The organism is Tateyamaria sp. ANG-S1 (genome assembly GCF_000814025.1).
Lineage (GTDB): Bacteria > Pseudomonadota > Alphaproteobacteria > Rhodobacterales > Rhodobacteraceae > Tateyamaria.
Window position 1 is genome coordinate 197946 of record NZ_JWLL01000005.1, and the last position, 15965, is coordinate 213910.

Genomic DNA, 15965 nt, shown 5'->3' on the forward strand with positions numbered 1-15965 from the left:
ACCAATCGTAAGGCGGGGGTGTCCCCCGCCTTGCTCACCAAGGGGAACGACAATGCCAAAAGGCTACATCATCGGCCACATCACCGTGAACGACCCGGAGGCTTACAAGGAGTACGTCGAAAAGGACACGCCGATCCTGCTGTCCCACGGCGCTGTGCCTTTGGTCCGCGGCGGCGACGCCCAGTCGATGGAAGGGCCGGAGTTTTCCCGCCATGTTGTCTTTGAATTCCCGACCTACGAGGCCGCCTTGGCAGCCTATAACGACCCCGAGTACCAAGAGGTCATGAAGATCCGCCACCGCACCGCGACCTCCATGATCGTTGTCGCGAAAGGGGCCGACCCATGGCCGAAGTGATGCAAGCAGCCGACGGCACCCCGCTGAAACGCAGCCTGGCCCGCGCCCTGCGCCGCCAGAAACTGCGCGCACTGGCCCTGATCGCGCCGCTCCTGCTTTTTGTGCTTATCACCTTCATCGTGCCCATTGCCTCGATGTTGTTCCGCTCGGTCGAGAATGACATTGTCGCCAACACGCTTCCCTACACGGTCGAGGCGCTGGCGGATTGGGATGCGACAGGCACCGACCTGCCGCCCGAGCAAGTGTACGAGGCAATGTTTTACGACATGTTCCTCGCCTCGGAAGCCAAGCGGCATACCAGGCTTGGCACCCGGCTGAATTACGAGACAACCGGCATGTCATCCCTGTTCCGCCAATCGGGGCGCAACATGGATGATATTGCTGATCTGTCCTACGAACCGCTCGAAGATCTGGATGACGCATGGGACGACGGCGAAACTTGGTACGCGCTGTTCAACACGCGCGGCGTGTCCGACGCCACGCTGCTGAACGACCAACGTACGCGGGTTGCACGCCTGTCCGGCACAGCGGCGGATGCAGAGATCAACTTTGCGCCAGACGCAGAGGTGTCTGCGCTGCTCCCGCTGGCGGCACGCGAATACACGGCCTGGGCCGTTTTTGTCGCAACCCAGAACAATCGCGACCCCGCCGAACGTGATCCATGGGAATCGGTGGCCCCTGCCCTTGTCACCGATCTGCAGCGCGCTGATCTCTCTGGCTATGTTGGACCGGCCGCCGACATGTTGCGCGCGGCCCAGCAGGCCGACCTGCCTGTTCCCGATTTCGCGCAGGAATTCGGCGCCATGGACGAAGACTGGGCCTCGCTTGAGCCCTGGCAAACCATTCAGACGCATTCAGGCACGTATACGTCCGGCTATTTCTTGAACGCCATCGATGCCCAAAAGACACCGGAAGGTGTCGCCTGGCAGCCCGAAGAAAAGCAGATCCTTCTGACGCTTTTTGGTCGGACGATCTGGATGTCGCTGCTGATCACCTTTTCCTGTATCGCACTTGGCTACCCCATCGCGTGGCTGCTGGCGAACCTGCCGATGCGGCAAGCCAACGTGCTGCTGATCCTCGTCCTCTTGCCCTTCTGGACGTCACTGCTGGTGCGCACGTCGGCGTGGAAAGTCATGCTGCAGCAGCAGGGGGTGATCAACGATGTGCTGGTCTGGATCGGCCTTGTCGCAGATGACGGGCGGCTGATCATGATCAACAACCAGTTCGGCACCATTGTCGCCATGACGCATATCCTGCTGCCGTTCATGATCCTGCCGATGTATTCGGTGATGCAGACCATTCCGCCCAGCTATTTACGCGCCGCGAAGTCGCTGGGCGCCACCAACTGGACCGCCTTCTGGCGCGTCTACTTCCCGCAATCGGTGCCGGGCATCGGCGCGGGCAGTATCCTCGTCTTCATACTGTCCATCGGCTACTACATCACACCCGAGATTGTGGGCGGCACCAAAGGCGTCTTCATCTCGAACCGGATCGCCTTCCACATCTCATCATCGCTCAACTGGGGACTGGCGGCCGCGCTTGGAACCATCCTGCTGGCGGCGGTCCTGGTGCTCTATTGGGCCTATGACAAGATCGTGGGCATCGACAACGTGAAGCTGGGGTAACAGACCATGGGCCTTCCTCCATATGCCACGCTGGGACAGCGCATCTGGTACTACAGTTTCCGGGTGATCTGCGGGCTGATCTTCTTCTTCCTCGTGGCCCCGATCGTCGTAGTCATGCCGCTCAGCTTCAACGCACAGGACTTCTTCACCTTCACGCCAGAGATGCTGAGGCTCGACCCTGAAGGCTATTCGCTGAAACACTACCGAGACTTCTTCACCAACCCGCAATGGCAACTGGCGCTGAAGAACTCGCTGATCATCGCGCCACTGGCGACGATCATCTCGGTCACCCTCGGCACGCTTGCAGCCATCGGCCTGAGCCAAAGCCACGTGCCGTTCAAAGGGGCGATCATGGCGATCCTGATCTCGCCCATGATCGTGCCCCTTATCATCTCTGCGACGGGCATGTTCTTTTTCTACGCCCAACTCGGCAATTGGATGGAGGGCACGCTTGGCCTCGACAAAGGGTTCGTAGGCTATGTCAAAGTCATCCTCGCGCACGCGGTGCTGGGGATCCCCTTCGTCATCATCACCGTCACCGCGACACTGGTGGGCTTTGACCGCTCACTGACACGTGCAGCCGCCAACATGGGTGCAGGGCCGGTCACAACCTTCTTCCGCGTGCAGATGCCTTTGATCCTGCCCGGCGTCATCTCCGGCGGCCTCTTCGCATTCATCACGTCGTTTGACGAGGTGGTGGTGGTCCTCTTCGTCGGCTCCGCCAGCCAGAAAACGCTACCGTGGCAAATGTTCATCGGCCTGCGTGAACAGATCAGCCCAACGATCCTCGCGGTGGCTACAATCCTCGTTGTGATCTCCATCGCGCTGCTGACCACCGTAGAACTCCTCCGCCGTCGCAGCGAACGACTCAGGGGCATGTCACCCGGCTGACCCTTTCTTCTGGCTGAAAATAAATACCTCGGGGCAGTCCGCAGGACGGGGGCAGAGCCCCCTAAACAATGTCGTCGCGCAGCGGCCTTCGGATCAACGCAACCGTTTCAGCAATTGCAGTGACGCATAACCGTCAGCGGACAGCCCTCGCGACTGCTGAAACGCGCGTACCGCATCCAGGGTCTTGGGCCCAATCCGGCCGTCAATGCCCTGGGTGTTGAAGCCGGCAGCGGTCAATCGGCGCTGCATCTCCTTGCGCTCAGAGAAGGTCAGCGCGCGATCCCCGCGCGGCCAATCACCACGAAACGCCTGCCCACCACCGATCCGATCGCTCAGATGCCCGACACCGATCACGTAAGCATCTGCGGTATTGTACCGCTCGATCACCGCAAAATTGTCAAAGATCATCAGCGCCACGCCCTGCCCCCCGGCGGGCAACAGGATGGAGGCTTCACCATGATCAGGCACCGGCGCGCCGTTCGTACCGACAACACCCAAACGACCCCACTCCGCCGGGCTGCGCTTGGTTTTGCGGTTGGCCGAGGCGTAGTCGAAGTTGCCGGGCAACGTCACCTCAACGCCCCACGGCTGCCCCTTGGTCCAGCCGAACTTGGCGAGGTAGGCCGCGGTGGACGCCAAAGCGTCCGTGGGATCATCTGACCAGATATCGCGCTTGCCATCGCCGGTAAAATCAACGGCGTAGTCCAAATAGGACGTCGGCATAAACTGCGTATGCCCCATCGCCCCGGCCCAGGACCCAGTCATGTTGCGGGGCTCCGTGTCACCGCTTTGCAGAATGGTGAGGGCCGCAATCAACTGCGCCTCGAAAAACGCGCCTCGCCGCCCGTCATAGGCCAGCGTGGCCAGGCTGCGGATCACGTCGTTTCTGCCGCGCACCGCACCAAAGGCGCTTTCCAGCCCCCAAACCGCAACCACAACTTCCTTTTCAACGCCGTAGCGCGCTTCGATGGCGTCCAGCGTCCGCGCATGTTCACGCAGTGCAGCCTTGCCGTTGCGTATGCGGCTGTCAGATGCGGCACTGTCCAGATAGTCCCAGATCGTCTTGGTAAACTCGGACTGATTGCTGTCGCGCTTGATGACGTCCGGATCGTAGCGCACCCCGGCAAAGGCCCGGTCAAAGGTGGCACCGCTGATCCCCTGACCTTGCGCACGACCGCGAAAACCCGCGATCCATTGCTGAAACCCGGTATCAGCCACCGAAAGCTCAGCCAAAGATGCTGGGCGCGCTTGTGGTCGTGCCACCGACGGCGTCGCAATCACAACTGGATCTAATGTTTGCGCCCGGCTGACCGTATCGGCCACGGGTCGAATCTCTGGCCGGATCGAAGACGGCACAGGTTGTGCCAAAGCCGTGCCAAAGACGAAGATGGCGCTACCCGCGCCAAGGGTGACTGCCCACCGCATGTTTTGCCTCTTTGTCGCTTGTTCTTCTTTGTTTCCAATGTAGCGACAATTGCGATTCCGGCAAAGGGATCAGTCGAAATGGGCGCGGTCCTTTGCCACTTCGTGCACCTCCGCCCGGATACGGGCGAGGTGATCGCGCAAGAGCGACACGCGGTGCGGACGAAAGCTCTGATCCGTCACGCGCAACTCATCCATACGGTCCAGCCGAAACACGCGGAAGTCTTCACGCAGGTGGCACCACGCCAGAAGCACGTTGGTGTTTTCCATGTAGACAATGCCCAAGGGCTTCACCGTCCGCTCAGTCTGATCACCCTTGGCGTCTTGGTAAGCGAAGTGCACACTCAGCTCGTCCCACGCCGCTTGCCGTAGCTTACCCACGTCAATGCGCGGCGGGTCGGGGCGCCAGTACCGGCGGGCATCAAGAACCGCGTGCTTCAGCCGATGCGCCTGCTTCGGAGGGACACGCGCCTGGATCTTGGCCAATGCCGACGTTGCCGCCTTGGCCAGCGCCGGGTCCGCGATCACAGCCACGTCGCGCAGGCCCAGCACCAACGCTTCCAACTCGTCATCCTCGAACCCGAGCGGGGGCAGCGACGCATCCTCGATCAGCGTAAATCCAAACCCGGCCTCGCCGTCGATCACGGCACCCAGCCCCCGCAGCTCATCAATGTCGCGGTAGATCGTGCGCAGCGACACATCCATTTCATGAGCCAGCGACTGCGCCGTAATCGGCGGCGTCAGCCGGCGTAGGGTTTGCATCAATTGGAACAGGCGATGGGTTCGGGTCATGTCTTACGTCATATCACATGTCCTGCCAGTTTCTGACAGCACGGCCCGGTATCACAACCCAAGATTATTCACCGAGGAGAGAAAGATGCTGACACTTGTGACTTACCCTCCTGCCTTTGGCCAACCCAGCGGCAGCCCGTTCTGCGTCAAGGCGCTGTACCTGTTGAACCTGTCGGGCCTGCCATGGCAGCGCAAGGATACGGCCGACCCACGCAGCTGGCCCAAGGGTAAACTGCCCGCCCTGTGGGTCGATGACGAGATCATCGGCGACAGCGACAACATACGCGCCTGGCTCGAAGAGCGCGGCGCGCGTTTCGATGATGGGCTGAGCGATCTTGACCGGGCAACGTCGCGCGCGTTCATTCGCATGGCCGAAGAGCATATGTACTTCCACCTTGTCCTCGACCGTTGGGGTGACAAGGCCGTTTGGCCCATTGTCAGAGACACATATTTCGCGACGATCCCAGCCTTTCTGCGCAAGTTCATCTCCCGCGGCATTCGCCGTGTGCTGCTGCGCGGGATGGATGCGCAAGGGCTGGGCCGCTTGACCGCTGGTGAGCGGTTGGAGCGGATCGAACCGGATTTGAAAGCGATCACCGACCGTCTCTGGCATGGCCCGTTCCTGTTCGGCACCCAGCCCAGTGCTGCCGATGCCAGCGTCGCCGCAATGCTAGGCGCCATGGCATCAACGCCCGGGGGCACCGCCCTTTCGCGGCGGGTCAGCCAGGACGTGATGCTGGTCGATTACATGCGGCGGGTTGAGGCGGCGCTGGGTTAGCGCCGCTTCCGGCTGACCTTGCGCTTGGTTTTGTCGGTCCGGCGTTTCGCCTTGGCAGGTTTGCGGCGCGGGCTGCGTCCTGCCGGGCTTTGCCTGCCACGCGGCAGCGATTGACCATCAAGCGCCAGTAGTTCCAACGCAATGCCGCCTGTCACTGGCACCGCCTCGGCCAGCCGCACCGTTGCGCGTTGGCCAAGGCCGATAATCATGCCCGTATCCGACCCCATCAGCGTGTTCGCCTCGCGGTCGAAATGGAAGTATTCGGCCCCGATGGACCGCATCGGCACCAAACCATCGGCCCCGCTGTCGTCCAGCTTTACGAAAATGCCGAACTTGGCGATGCCGGATACGCGCCCTTCCAGCTCATCGCCCACCCGCTCACTCAGATAGGCCGCAAGGTAACGATCCGTCGTATCCCGCTCCGCCACCATCGACCGGCGTTCGGTGTCCGAGATGTGCGTGCCTGTCTTTTCCAGCACCTCGATGTCTTCGGGCGTCAGACCGTCCTTGCCCCAGCCATGCGCCGCGATCAGCGCGCGGTGGACGATTAGGTCGGCATAGCGCCGGATGGGAGAGGTGAAATGCGCATAGCTGCGCAGCGCGAGGCCGAAATGGCCGAAATTCTGCGGGCTGTAATAGGCCTGCGTCATCGACCGCAGAGTCGAGATATTGATCAGTTCCGCATCCTCGGTATCCGCGGCCTGCGCGAGCAAGCGGTTCAGGTGCGCCGTCTTCAGCACCTGCCCCTTGGCAAGATTCAAACCAGCCGCCTGCGCGGTCTCGCGCAGACTGTCGAGCTTGTCGGGCGACGGTTCTTCGTGCACGCGGAACAGCAAGGGTGATTTTTTAGCAATCAGCGTTTCTGCCGCGGCCACGTTGGCCAACACCATGAACTCTTCGATCAGCCGGTGTGCATCAAGGCGATCCTTGAACGCGACAGAACGCACAGTGCCGTCTTCGTCCAAAATGATCTGGCGTTCGGGCAGATCGAGTTCCAACGGCTGCCGCTTTTTGCGCGCCTCGACCAGAGCGGCGTAGGCGGCATAGAGCGGCTGCAAAACAGGCTCTAACAAGGGCTCTGTGCGCTCATTCGGGTGGCCGTCGATGGCGGCTTGCACCTCTTGGTAATGAAGCGATGCAGGCGACCGCATCAGACCACGATGAAAGCTATGCCCGATCTTTTCGCCCTGTGCATCGATCTGCATGCGCACCGCGATACAGGCACGGGCCACGCCTTCGTGCAGCGAACAGAGGTCACCCGACAGCCGATCCGGCAGCATGGGCACAACCCGGTCGGGGAAGTAAGTCGAGTTACCGCGCTTCTTGGCTTCGCGATCAAGCGCCGATCCGGGCGTAACGTAAGCCGACACATCCGCAATCGCGACCCAGATAACATGCCCCCCTTCGTTCTTTGGGTCATCATCCGCATGGGCATAGCAGGCGTCGTCATGGTCCCGCGCATCGGACGGGTCGATGGTGACAAGGGGCAGGTCGCGCAAATCCTCGCGCCCATTCAGCCCCGCAGGCTTCTGCGCGTCAGCCTCAGCCATCACCGCATCGGGAAAGGCGTCGGGAATGCCATGTTCATGGATCGCGATCAACGAGACAGCCTTGGGCGCGGATGGATCGCCCAAACGGTCCACGATGCGCGCACGTTGCAAACCGATGCGCCCCTTCGGACCAGCCTGTTCGGCCTCAACCAACTCGCCATCCTTGGCCCCGTGGGTGGCACCCGCAGGCACCTGCCACTCCTTGTCGCTGCCCTTGTCGATGGGCACGATCCGCCCACCCTCCGAACCTGCGCGGAACACGCCCAGAATGCGGCGCGGGTTCGTTCCGATCCGACGGATCAATCGCGCTTCGTAATTGTGGTCCTCGTCCTTGACCAAGGTCAGCCGGGCCAGAATCCGGTCGCCCGGCCCCAGCGCAGGGTCGGACGCGCGCGGCAAGATCAGGATGCGCGGCTCCACCCCCTCGCCCTGCCACTCCATAGGGCGCGCGAACAGGTCACCGTCTCCATCGGGCTCCGCCACTTGCAACACACTGACGGGCGGCAAACGGTCTGGATCCTGATAGGTCTTCTTGCGCTTCTCCAGATGACCCTCGGCCTCAAGCTCCCGCAGCAGACGCTTGAGATCGATGCGTGCGGCGCCCTTAATGCCAAAGGCTTTGGCAATATCGCGTTTCGCAGTCAGGGTGGGATTGGCAGAGATCCAATCGAGGATCTCGGACTTACTAGGAATACGGCTCATGAGGTCGAGGTAGCACGCGCACCCGAGGGCGTCATGGCAAATCGTCGACGGCGTCCACGTCTGCCAGTGTGTCAACCAACGCGACACGGTCGAAATTCAGCGCGTGACGGCTGTCGGACAGGGCATGTTGCGTGGACCACCGGACCCCATCCAGGGCCGTTTTGCGCAATTTAGAACCTGTTTTGACCCCAATCAGCCAGTACCCACCATCGGGTGCCGGGCCAAAAACCGCATCATGCGACCCGAGCGCAGCAAATGCCGCCGCAATACGCCGTCTGTTGATGCCCGGGATGTCCGCGCCGATCACACAAACCGGACCACCGGCTTTTTGCATCATGCGGGTCATCCGGTCGCCAAGATTCCCCCGCCCTTGCGGCCAACGTTCAAACCGCGCGGGCCACACACGGGATCGAAGCCCTTCGCGATCCGGCGCAACCGCCAGAACCACGCGCCAGCGCGGGTCCTCAATCCGTCTCAGCAGCTGTCGCACCTGATGCCGGAACCACCAGGCCGCCGTCACCATGCCGATGTCACGGCCAAGGCGCGTCTTGACCCGCCCCGGGCGCGGCACCTTGAGCATCACGACCAGCGTTGGTTTCAAAGCGGGCGTTCCATGTCACGGTGCGGGATACCCGCATCATCATAGACAGGGCCAAAGGCCGTAAAGCCCAACCGCTCATAAAAGGCGAGCGCATGGGTCTGTGCGCCCAGTTTCGCCTGTGTTAGACCCGGGAGCGCACGCGCAACATCGAGGCACGCCTCGATAATCGCAGCCCCCAGACCCGTACCACGTGCCGACGGCAAAACGCAGACACGCCCGATCTTGGCAACAGACCCATTGGTCAGGATGCGCGCACAGCCCATTGGAACACCGTCAACCAGCGCCAAAACGTGCAACGCTTCGCCATCGCGCCCATCCACCTCGTCCGCTTCGCTGACGCCCTGTTCTTCAATGAACACGGTACGGCGCAGCGCATGGCAGGCCACCAGGTCGTCCGTCTGCTCAATTGTCCAGTTCATGCGAAATAGTCCCGCAAGATACGCCCATAGATTGATTTGAGCTGGCGGATATGGGCCACATCGACATGCTCGTCCACCTTGTGCATCGACTGACCAACAAGGCCAAACTCCACCACGGGGCAGTGATCCTTCACGAAACGGGCGTCTGACGTGCCCCCCGATGTGCTGAGCACCGGTGTTACCCCTGTTTCGACCTCGACCGCGCGGGCGACCAGATCGGACAACGGGCCCGGTGGCGTCAGAAAGCTTTCGCCCGACACCTTGACCACCACCTCAACCTCAACGGCGTAGGCCGTCGCCACGGCATCCGCTTGCGCTCTGAGCCATGCGGTCAGACTGTCGCCGGAATGGGTGTCGTTGAACCGGATGTTCACCGCTGCGCGCGCCTGCGCCGGGATGACATTTGTTGCGGGGTTGCCGGTGTCCACGGTGACGACAGCCAGCGTGGAGGGGTCAAAATGATCCGTACCCTGGTCCAATTCGTGACTTGCAAGCTGATCCATCAGGCGCATCAGCGGCGGCAGCGGGTTCTTCGCGCGATGGGGATAGGCCGAATGCCCCTGCACCCCGGTCACAGTGAACCAAGCGGTCAGCGAACCCCGCCGCCCGATCTTCATCATCTCGCCCATGGTTTCGGGACAGGTCGGCTCGCCCACCAGGCAAACGCTCATCGCCTCGCCCTGCGCTTGCATATGGGCGAGCAGGGCAGTCGTGCCGTCGGTGGCGTCACCCTCTTCATCCCCGGTGATGGCCAGGATGATAGCCCCTTCTGGCGGGCTTTCTTTCACGAAATCCACGGCGGCGGCGGCAAAGGCAGCGACACCGGATTTCATGTCCGTGGTACCGCGCCCATACATGATGCCATCCCGCTCTTCGGCGCCAAAGGGCGGTGCAGTCCAGTCGTCAGGATTGCCAATTGGCACTACATCCGTGTGCCCGTTGAAGCCAAATGTGCGTGCGTGCCCCTTGGGCCCGAAACGGGCAAAAAGATTGCGGATGCCGCCCCGATCCGCCCACGCGCAGTCAAAACCCGCATCGCTGAGCAGGTCGTAAAGGACATCAAGCGCGCCTTCGTCCGCCGGTGTAACGGACGGGCAACGCACCAAAGCGGCGGTCAGGGCAACGGGATCGACGGGCGTCATAGGCGGGTCCTCTGGTCTGGCATGTGGCGAAAAGGACGCGATATCCGCACCTTGCGCCGCGCGCACAGTTAACAGGCTGCAAATTCACGTGCTAGGGTCCACGCAATAATGTGACCCGGGGCAGGGTATCGGCGGTTCGTTTGACACCGTTCGATCACGCAAAGCTACCAAACGCGGCGCGCCTTCTCCTGAAACTCGGGTTCTGGATTGAGTGGCGATGGTGATGCTCACAACACCGCATGCGGATGCACGCATTGGCAAGGCAACCGGGACACCGGGTGCACAGGCTGGGGCGATCCTATGACGTGGATCGGTGTGACAGACCGCAAGCGCGGTCACTATGACAAAGGCGGCTTGTGCGACAGCAATAGCACCCGACATGTCGGCCCACTGCTGGAACGCGGCACACTGCTTTTGGAAGTGAGAGACATCAATCACGGCAAATCCGAAAGCCTTCTGTCAGTTTCACGCGCAAAGCCGTGGCCCCGGACACTCGCATTCCAGACATTGCCCGGCGGCGGTATCGGGATGATACACCGCCACAACTCAGAGGTCATACAAGCCGCCCTGAAATGGTCCAATCCCGGCGGCGAGCCGACGGTGCGTGTGTCCTATGCTTGGGACGCGCCCAACGGGTGGGGCCGTCTGGCGATGGAGCGGCCAGGCACATGCGACGCCATCCAACGACCTGTGCACCTGCCACGGCCGCTAGTTACGGACGACCTGTGCGACCTCGTGACCAAGCCGCCTAAGCTCATCCTGTCCCCGGACGTCGTGTTTGCAGGCATCAGCACCGACATCCTGCCTATTGGCCCAATGCCGTCCTTGCACCCCACCACCCCGATCGCCACGCCGACGGGATACCGCCCGGCAGGCACCCTGCAACGCGGCGATACGGTGACCACCGACACGGGCGACATCGTCCCCGTCCTGCACACCGTCACACAGACAGTACCAGCATATGGCAGCTTTGCCCCGGTCCGGGTGCGCGCACCCTATTTCGGACTGAGCCAGGATATCATCGTGGCACCGGACCAGCGGCTTGTTCTGCGCGGGTCAGAGGTGGAATACACCTTCGGGCAAGAGGCCGTGCTGGTGCCCGCCAGGCACCTGATCAACGGGCAAGCCGCACAGTACTACACCACCGCCAGCACCACCGAGTACGTCCAGATGATCCTGCCGGGTCAAGAGGCTGTAGTGGCCGCCGGATGCGCACTGGAAAGCCTCTATATCGGACGGATCAGACGTGATGCGAAGCGTTTGGACGACAGTGCTCTGGCCCACATTCCAAGCCACCTGCTTCCCGAACACAGGCGATCCGCGCGGCAAGTCCTTACTGCCTTCGAAGCGGTCACCCTGGTCGCGCAACGCGCTGCATAGCAGCGCGTCAGCTTGCGTAATTCGACCCTTCCTCATCCAGAATGGCCTTGAGTTCGGCCAGATGGCGCAGATCCTGCTCGGGATAATCCTCGATCTCTTGTGCTGTCTTTTCGGCAACATCATCCGGGATCAGGCGCAAGGGTTTGCCGGTTTGCAAAGCCAGCAGGTAGGTCTGGCACGCCCGTTCGAAATAGAACAACCGATTGAACGTCTCGGCCACCGTGTCCCCGATGACCATGATGCCGTGATTGCCCATGACCATCACCTTCTTCTTCGGATCATCGAACAGCTTGGCGCAGCGCTCGCCCTCCTCTTCAAAGGCCAGACCGCCGTAGTTTTCGTCCACCACCACGCGATTGAAGAACATGCACCCGTTCTGGTCCACAGGCGGCAATGTGCTGTCGGCCAGTGCAGCAAGCGCCGTGGCATAGGGCGAATGGACATGCATCGCACAGCGCGCATGGGCGCAGTGCCGGTGCATACCGCCATGCAGCCCCCACGCGGTCGGGTCCGGCGCATCCGGCCCTTCCATACTGTCGGGGTCATTCGCATCCACCACAATCAAGTCAGATGCCTTGATGCGGGAAAAGTGCATCTGGTTCGGATTCATCAAGAACTTGGTTCCGTCGTCGTTGATCGCGAGGGAAAAGTGGTTGGCCACCGCTTCGTGCATGTTCAGACGCACGGTCCAGCGAAAGGCGGCGGCAAGGTCCACACGTTCCTGCCAGTTGTCCATGTTCGGGCGAATCTGAGTGACTGTCATCTGCGGCTCCTTTTGCTGACGTCAGGGTGCCCGGTTCATACCGCTTCAATCAAATCAAATCGCGCAAGACGGCAAGACAGGAACATTGCCACTGGATCAGCCGAACCCTGCCTGTGGCAATGACAGTTTCAAGACATCTGCTTGGGCCCTCTTGCACCTTCCCGCGAAACTTGATCATTTAGGACATGGAACATGACCTTTTCCCGTCCTGGCCCGATGTTGCCCCAGATCTTGTAAATGTCGCCGCTGGCCGCGCGCCCGCAGATACGGTCATTCGCGGCGGCATCTGGGTGAACGTCCACACGCGCGAGGTGCTGCCGAACCACGACATCGCCATCAAACACGGGCGTATCGCCTGCGTCCTGCCCGACGCCAGCGCCCAGATCGGACCTGAGACCGAGATCATAGAAGCCAATGGCCGCTACATGATACCTGGCCTCTGCGACGGGCACATGCACATCGAAAGCGGCATGCTGACCCCCGCCGAATTCGCCGCCGCCGTCATCCCGCACGGCACCACCACCATGTTCACCGACCCGCACGAAATTGCGAACGTCTTAGGCCTCGAAGGCGTCCGTCTGATGCATGACGAAGCGCTGATGCAGCCCGTGAACATCTGGACCCAAATGCCCTCCTGCGCCCCCTCCGCACCGGGGATGGAGACGACAGGGTACGAGATCAGCGCCGAGGATGTGGCCGAAGCCATGGCATGGCCCGGGATCATCGGTCTGGGCGAGATGATGAACTTCCCGGGCATGGCCAATGCCGACCCCCAGATGCTTGCCGAAGTCGCTGCGACCCAGCGAGCAGGCAAAACGGTGGGTGGACACTACGCGTCGCCTGATCTTGGTCCGGACTTTGCGGCCTACGTCGCTGGTGGACCGGCTGACGATCACGAAGGCACATGCGAGGCCGACGCCATCGCCCGAATGCGCCAAGGCATGCGCTCCATGATCCGGCTGGGCAGCGCGTGGTATGACGTGGAAACGCAGATCACGGCCATCACGGAAAAGGGGCTCGACCCGCGCAACATGATCCTGTGCACCGACGATTGCCATTCCGGCACGCTGGTGAATGACGGGCACATGAACCGCGTTGTCCGGCACGCCATCGACTGCGGATGCGACCCGCTCGTGGCGCTGCAAATGGCCACGATCAACACCGCCACCCATTTCGGACTGGAGCGTGAAATCGGTTCGCTCACACCGGGCCGCCGCGCAGACGTGATCCTCACATCTAACCTCAAGACGCTGCCCATCGAACAGGTCATCGCGCGCGGAAAAACAGTCTCTATCAACGGCGAATTGACGGCGGACTGCCCCCACCTCGACTGGCCAGCCAAAGCGCGGCAGACGGTCAACATGGGCGCACCCAAGACCGCCGCCGACTTCGAAATCGCAGCCCCCGAAGGCCGCAACTCCGTCACCGCCAACGTCATCGGCGTAGTCGAGAACCAGGCTCCGACCAAAGCCCTGAAACGCGACATGCCCGTCAGCGATGGCAAGGTCGAACCCCACGGCGACACCTGCCAGATCGCACTGGTCGAGCGGCACCAAGCCACCGGTGGCGTGACAAACGCACTGGTGTCCGGGTTCAACTACCAGGGTAAAATGGCCATGGCCTCGACCGTGGCGCATGACAGTCACCACATGATCGTCGTGGGCACGGACCGTGAGCAAATGGCACTGGCAGCCAACAGGCTGGCCGAGGTCGGCGGCGGCATCACCATCTTCCGCGACGGCGAAGAGCTGGCACTGGTCGAACTGCCCATCGCAGGCCTGATGTCCGACAGCCCCGCCCGCGATGTTGCTGCCAAAGCCGATCAAATGGTGCAAGCCATGGTCGATTGCGGCTGCACCCTGAACAACGCCTACATGCAGCACTCGCTGCTGGCGCTTGTCGTCATTCCTGAACTGCGCATCTCCGACCTGGGACTGGTCGATGTCCGCACGTTTGATTTCATTCCAGTCCTTGAGCCTACAACATGAGAACACTTGAACAGGCCGGTCACGGCCACACCGAATTCCACGATGCAAAAGCCGCAGTGGCCCACCTGCAGGAGCTTTACGACGACGCTGTCGAGTTCCTCAGCCAGCAATTCCAGCACGCCATGGAACATGGCGCACCCGAAGGGCGCGTGCGCGCATACTACCCTGAAATCCGCTTCACGACCTCGACCTATGCACAGGTCGACACGCGGCTCAGCTTCGGCCACGTCGCTGACCCCGGCACCTACGCCACGACGGTGACGCGCCCCGACCTGTTCAAGAACTACCTGACCCAGCAGATCGGCCTGTTGATCACGAACCACGGCCAACCGGTCGAGATCGGCTATTCCAATACGCCCATGCCCGTGCATTTCGCAGTGGCCAATGAAAAGAACATGACCGTCCCGCAGGAAGGGGCCGCTGCATTTCCGCTGCGCGACGTCTTTGACGTACCAGACCTGACCAATACCAACGACGACATCGTCAACGGGACGTATGAGCGCGTAGGCGGCATCGGCCCCCTCGCCCCGTTCACCGCCCAGCGCATAGACTACTCACTGGCGCGGCTGTCGCACTACACCGCCACCGACGCGCACCATTTCCAGAACCATGTTCTGTTCACAAACTACCAGTTCTACGTCTCGGAATTCGAAGCCTATGCCCGCGCCCAACTCGACGACCCGGACAGCGGCTACACCTCCTTCGTCTCGACCGGCAATGCCGAGATCACGGCGGGCGATCAGGATCTGCCAGCCAGCCCGAAGATGCCGCAGATGCCGACCTACCACCTGAAACGCGAGGACGGGTCGGGGATCACACTGGTCAACATCGGGGTCGGCCCATCGAACGCCAAGACAGCCACAGACCACATTGCCGTGCTGCGTCCGCATGCCTGGCTGATGGTCGGGCACTGCGCGGGCCTGCGCAATTCGCAAGCCTTGGGAGATTTCGTTCTCGCCCACGCCTATCTGCGAGAGGACAACGTCCTCGACAACGACCTGCCGCCATGGGTTCCGATCCCTGCGCTGGCCGAAATCCAGATCGCATTGGAAGAGGCGGTGGCAGAGACAACGCAGCTCAAGGGTTACGAGCTCAAGCGCATCATGCGCACCGGCACTGTCGCCAGCTATGACGACCGCAACTGGGAACTGCGTGACCAGCACGGGCCAGTGCAGCGTCTGTCCCAATCACGTGCCATCGCACTCGACATGGAAAGCGCCACGATTGCGGCGAACGGCTACAGGTTCCGGGTGCCCTACGGCACGCTGCTCTGCGTCTCCGACAAGCCGCTGCATGGCGAGTTGAAGCTGCCGGGCATGGCGTCGAACTTCTACAAGGAACAGGTGGCACGCCATCTGATGATCGGAATTCGGGCGATGGAGCACCTGCGGACCATGCCGCTGGAACGCATCCACAGCCGGAAATTGCGCTCGTTCGAGGAAACCGCCTTCCTGTAAGGGCCGCCTGACAGCACGTAAACGGCGAAAAACAGCGGAAAACCCCTTATTTTGGCTTGCCATGGGCCACTATTCGTTGTGTGTTCGCACAACATTCCGT

The 15965-nt window shown here is 61.6% G+C and carries 14 protein-coding genes; 7 read left to right on the forward strand and 7 right to left on the reverse strand.

Annotation, left to right across the window (positions count from 1 at the left end; all coding sequences use genetic code 11):
* The first annotated feature begins 52 nt into the window (after positions 1-52).
* From RA29_RS08275 to RA29_RS08285, 3 genes are read left to right on the forward strand one after another with little or no spacing between them, the layout of a single operon-like run.
* Positions 53-355: a DUF1330 domain-containing protein gene (locus RA29_RS08275; protein WP_039684846.1), complete on the forward strand. Its 303-nt coding sequence runs from the start codon at positions 53-55 to the stop codon at positions 353-355.
* Positions 343-1980: an ABC transporter permease gene (locus RA29_RS08280; RefSeq protein WP_039684847.1), complete on the forward strand. Its 1638-nt coding sequence runs from the start codon at positions 343-345 to the stop codon at positions 1978-1980. The genes RA29_RS08275 and RA29_RS08280 overlap by 13 nt, the downstream gene beginning before the upstream one ends.
* Before the next feature lie 6 nt (positions 1981-1986).
* Entirely contained in the window at positions 1987-2871 is an 885-nt protein-coding gene (locus tag RA29_RS08285; RefSeq protein WP_039684849.1) for an ABC transporter permease, read from the forward strand.
* A 93-nt stretch (positions 2872-2964) separates the two neighbouring features.
* On the opposite strand, the gene RA29_RS08290 is transcribed toward RA29_RS08285, so the two are convergent.
* A complete protein-coding gene (locus tag RA29_RS08290; RefSeq protein ID WP_039684851.1) occupies positions 2965-4296 on the reverse strand; it encodes a lytic murein transglycosylase in 1332 nt (443 codons plus the stop codon).
* Between the two features lie 69 nt (positions 4297-4365).
* A complete protein-coding gene (locus RA29_RS08295) occupies positions 4366-5085 on the reverse strand; it encodes a YafY family protein (protein WP_039684854.1) in 720 nt (239 codons plus the stop codon).
* An 85-nt stretch (positions 5086-5170) separates the two neighbouring features.
* On the opposite strand from RA29_RS08295, the gene RA29_RS08300 reads away from it, so the two are divergent.
* On the forward strand, positions 5171-5863 hold the full coding sequence (locus tag RA29_RS08300) for a glutathione S-transferase family protein (RefSeq protein ID WP_039684856.1): 693 nt from the start codon (positions 5171-5173) through the stop codon (positions 5861-5863).
* On the opposite strand, the gene rnr is transcribed toward RA29_RS08300, so the two are convergent.
* From rnr to dapE, 4 genes are read right to left on the reverse strand one after another with little or no spacing between them, the layout of a single operon-like run.
* On the reverse strand, positions 5860-8115 hold the full coding sequence (gene rnr, locus RA29_RS08305; protein ID WP_039684857.1) for a ribonuclease R: 2256 nt from the start codon (positions 8113-8115) through the stop codon (positions 5860-5862). The genes RA29_RS08300 and rnr overlap by 4 nt on opposite strands.
* Positions 8116-8146: 31 nt before the next feature.
* A complete protein-coding gene (locus RA29_RS08310; RefSeq protein ID WP_193743497.1) occupies positions 8147-8716 on the reverse strand; it encodes a TIGR04282 family arsenosugar biosynthesis glycosyltransferase in 570 nt (189 codons plus the stop codon).
* Positions 8713-9135, reverse strand: coding sequence for a GNAT family N-acetyltransferase (locus RA29_RS08315; RefSeq protein WP_039684861.1), 423 nt, complete (start codon positions 9133-9135; stop codon positions 8713-8715). Before RA29_RS08315 ends, RA29_RS08310 begins: the two co-directional genes overlap by 4 nt.
* On the reverse strand, positions 9132-10277 hold the full coding sequence (gene dapE / locus RA29_RS08320) for a succinyl-diaminopimelate desuccinylase (RefSeq protein WP_039684863.1): 1146 nt from the start codon (positions 10275-10277) through the stop codon (positions 9132-9134). Before dapE ends, RA29_RS08315 begins: the two co-directional genes overlap by 4 nt.
* A 300-nt stretch (positions 10278-10577) precedes the next feature.
* Between dapE and RA29_RS08325 the strand changes: the two genes are divergently transcribed.
* Positions 10578-11657, forward strand: a complete 1080-nt coding sequence (locus RA29_RS08325) for a Hint domain-containing protein (RefSeq protein ID WP_039684865.1) — start codon at positions 10578-10580, stop codon at positions 11655-11657.
* Between the two features lie 7 nt (positions 11658-11664).
* Here the strand turns inward: RA29_RS08325 and RA29_RS08330 are convergent, their stop codons facing one another.
* A complete protein-coding gene (locus RA29_RS08330; RefSeq protein ID WP_039684867.1) occupies positions 11665-12420 on the reverse strand; it encodes a class II aldolase and adducin N-terminal domain-containing protein in 756 nt (251 codons plus the stop codon).
* Between the two features lie 185 nt (positions 12421-12605).
* On the opposite strand from RA29_RS08330, the gene ade reads away from it, so the two are divergent.
* Together ade and RA29_RS08340 are read left to right on the forward strand one after the other, a co-directional pair.
* Positions 12606-14408, forward strand: coding sequence for an adenine deaminase (gene ade / locus RA29_RS08335; protein WP_039684869.1), 1803 nt, complete (start codon positions 12606-12608; stop codon positions 14406-14408).
* Positions 14405-15865, forward strand: a complete 1461-nt coding sequence (locus RA29_RS08340) for an AMP nucleosidase (RefSeq protein WP_039684871.1) — start codon at positions 14405-14407, stop codon at positions 15863-15865. The genes ade and RA29_RS08340 overlap by 4 nt, the downstream gene beginning before the upstream one ends.
* Positions 15866-15965 lie beyond the last annotated feature (100 nt).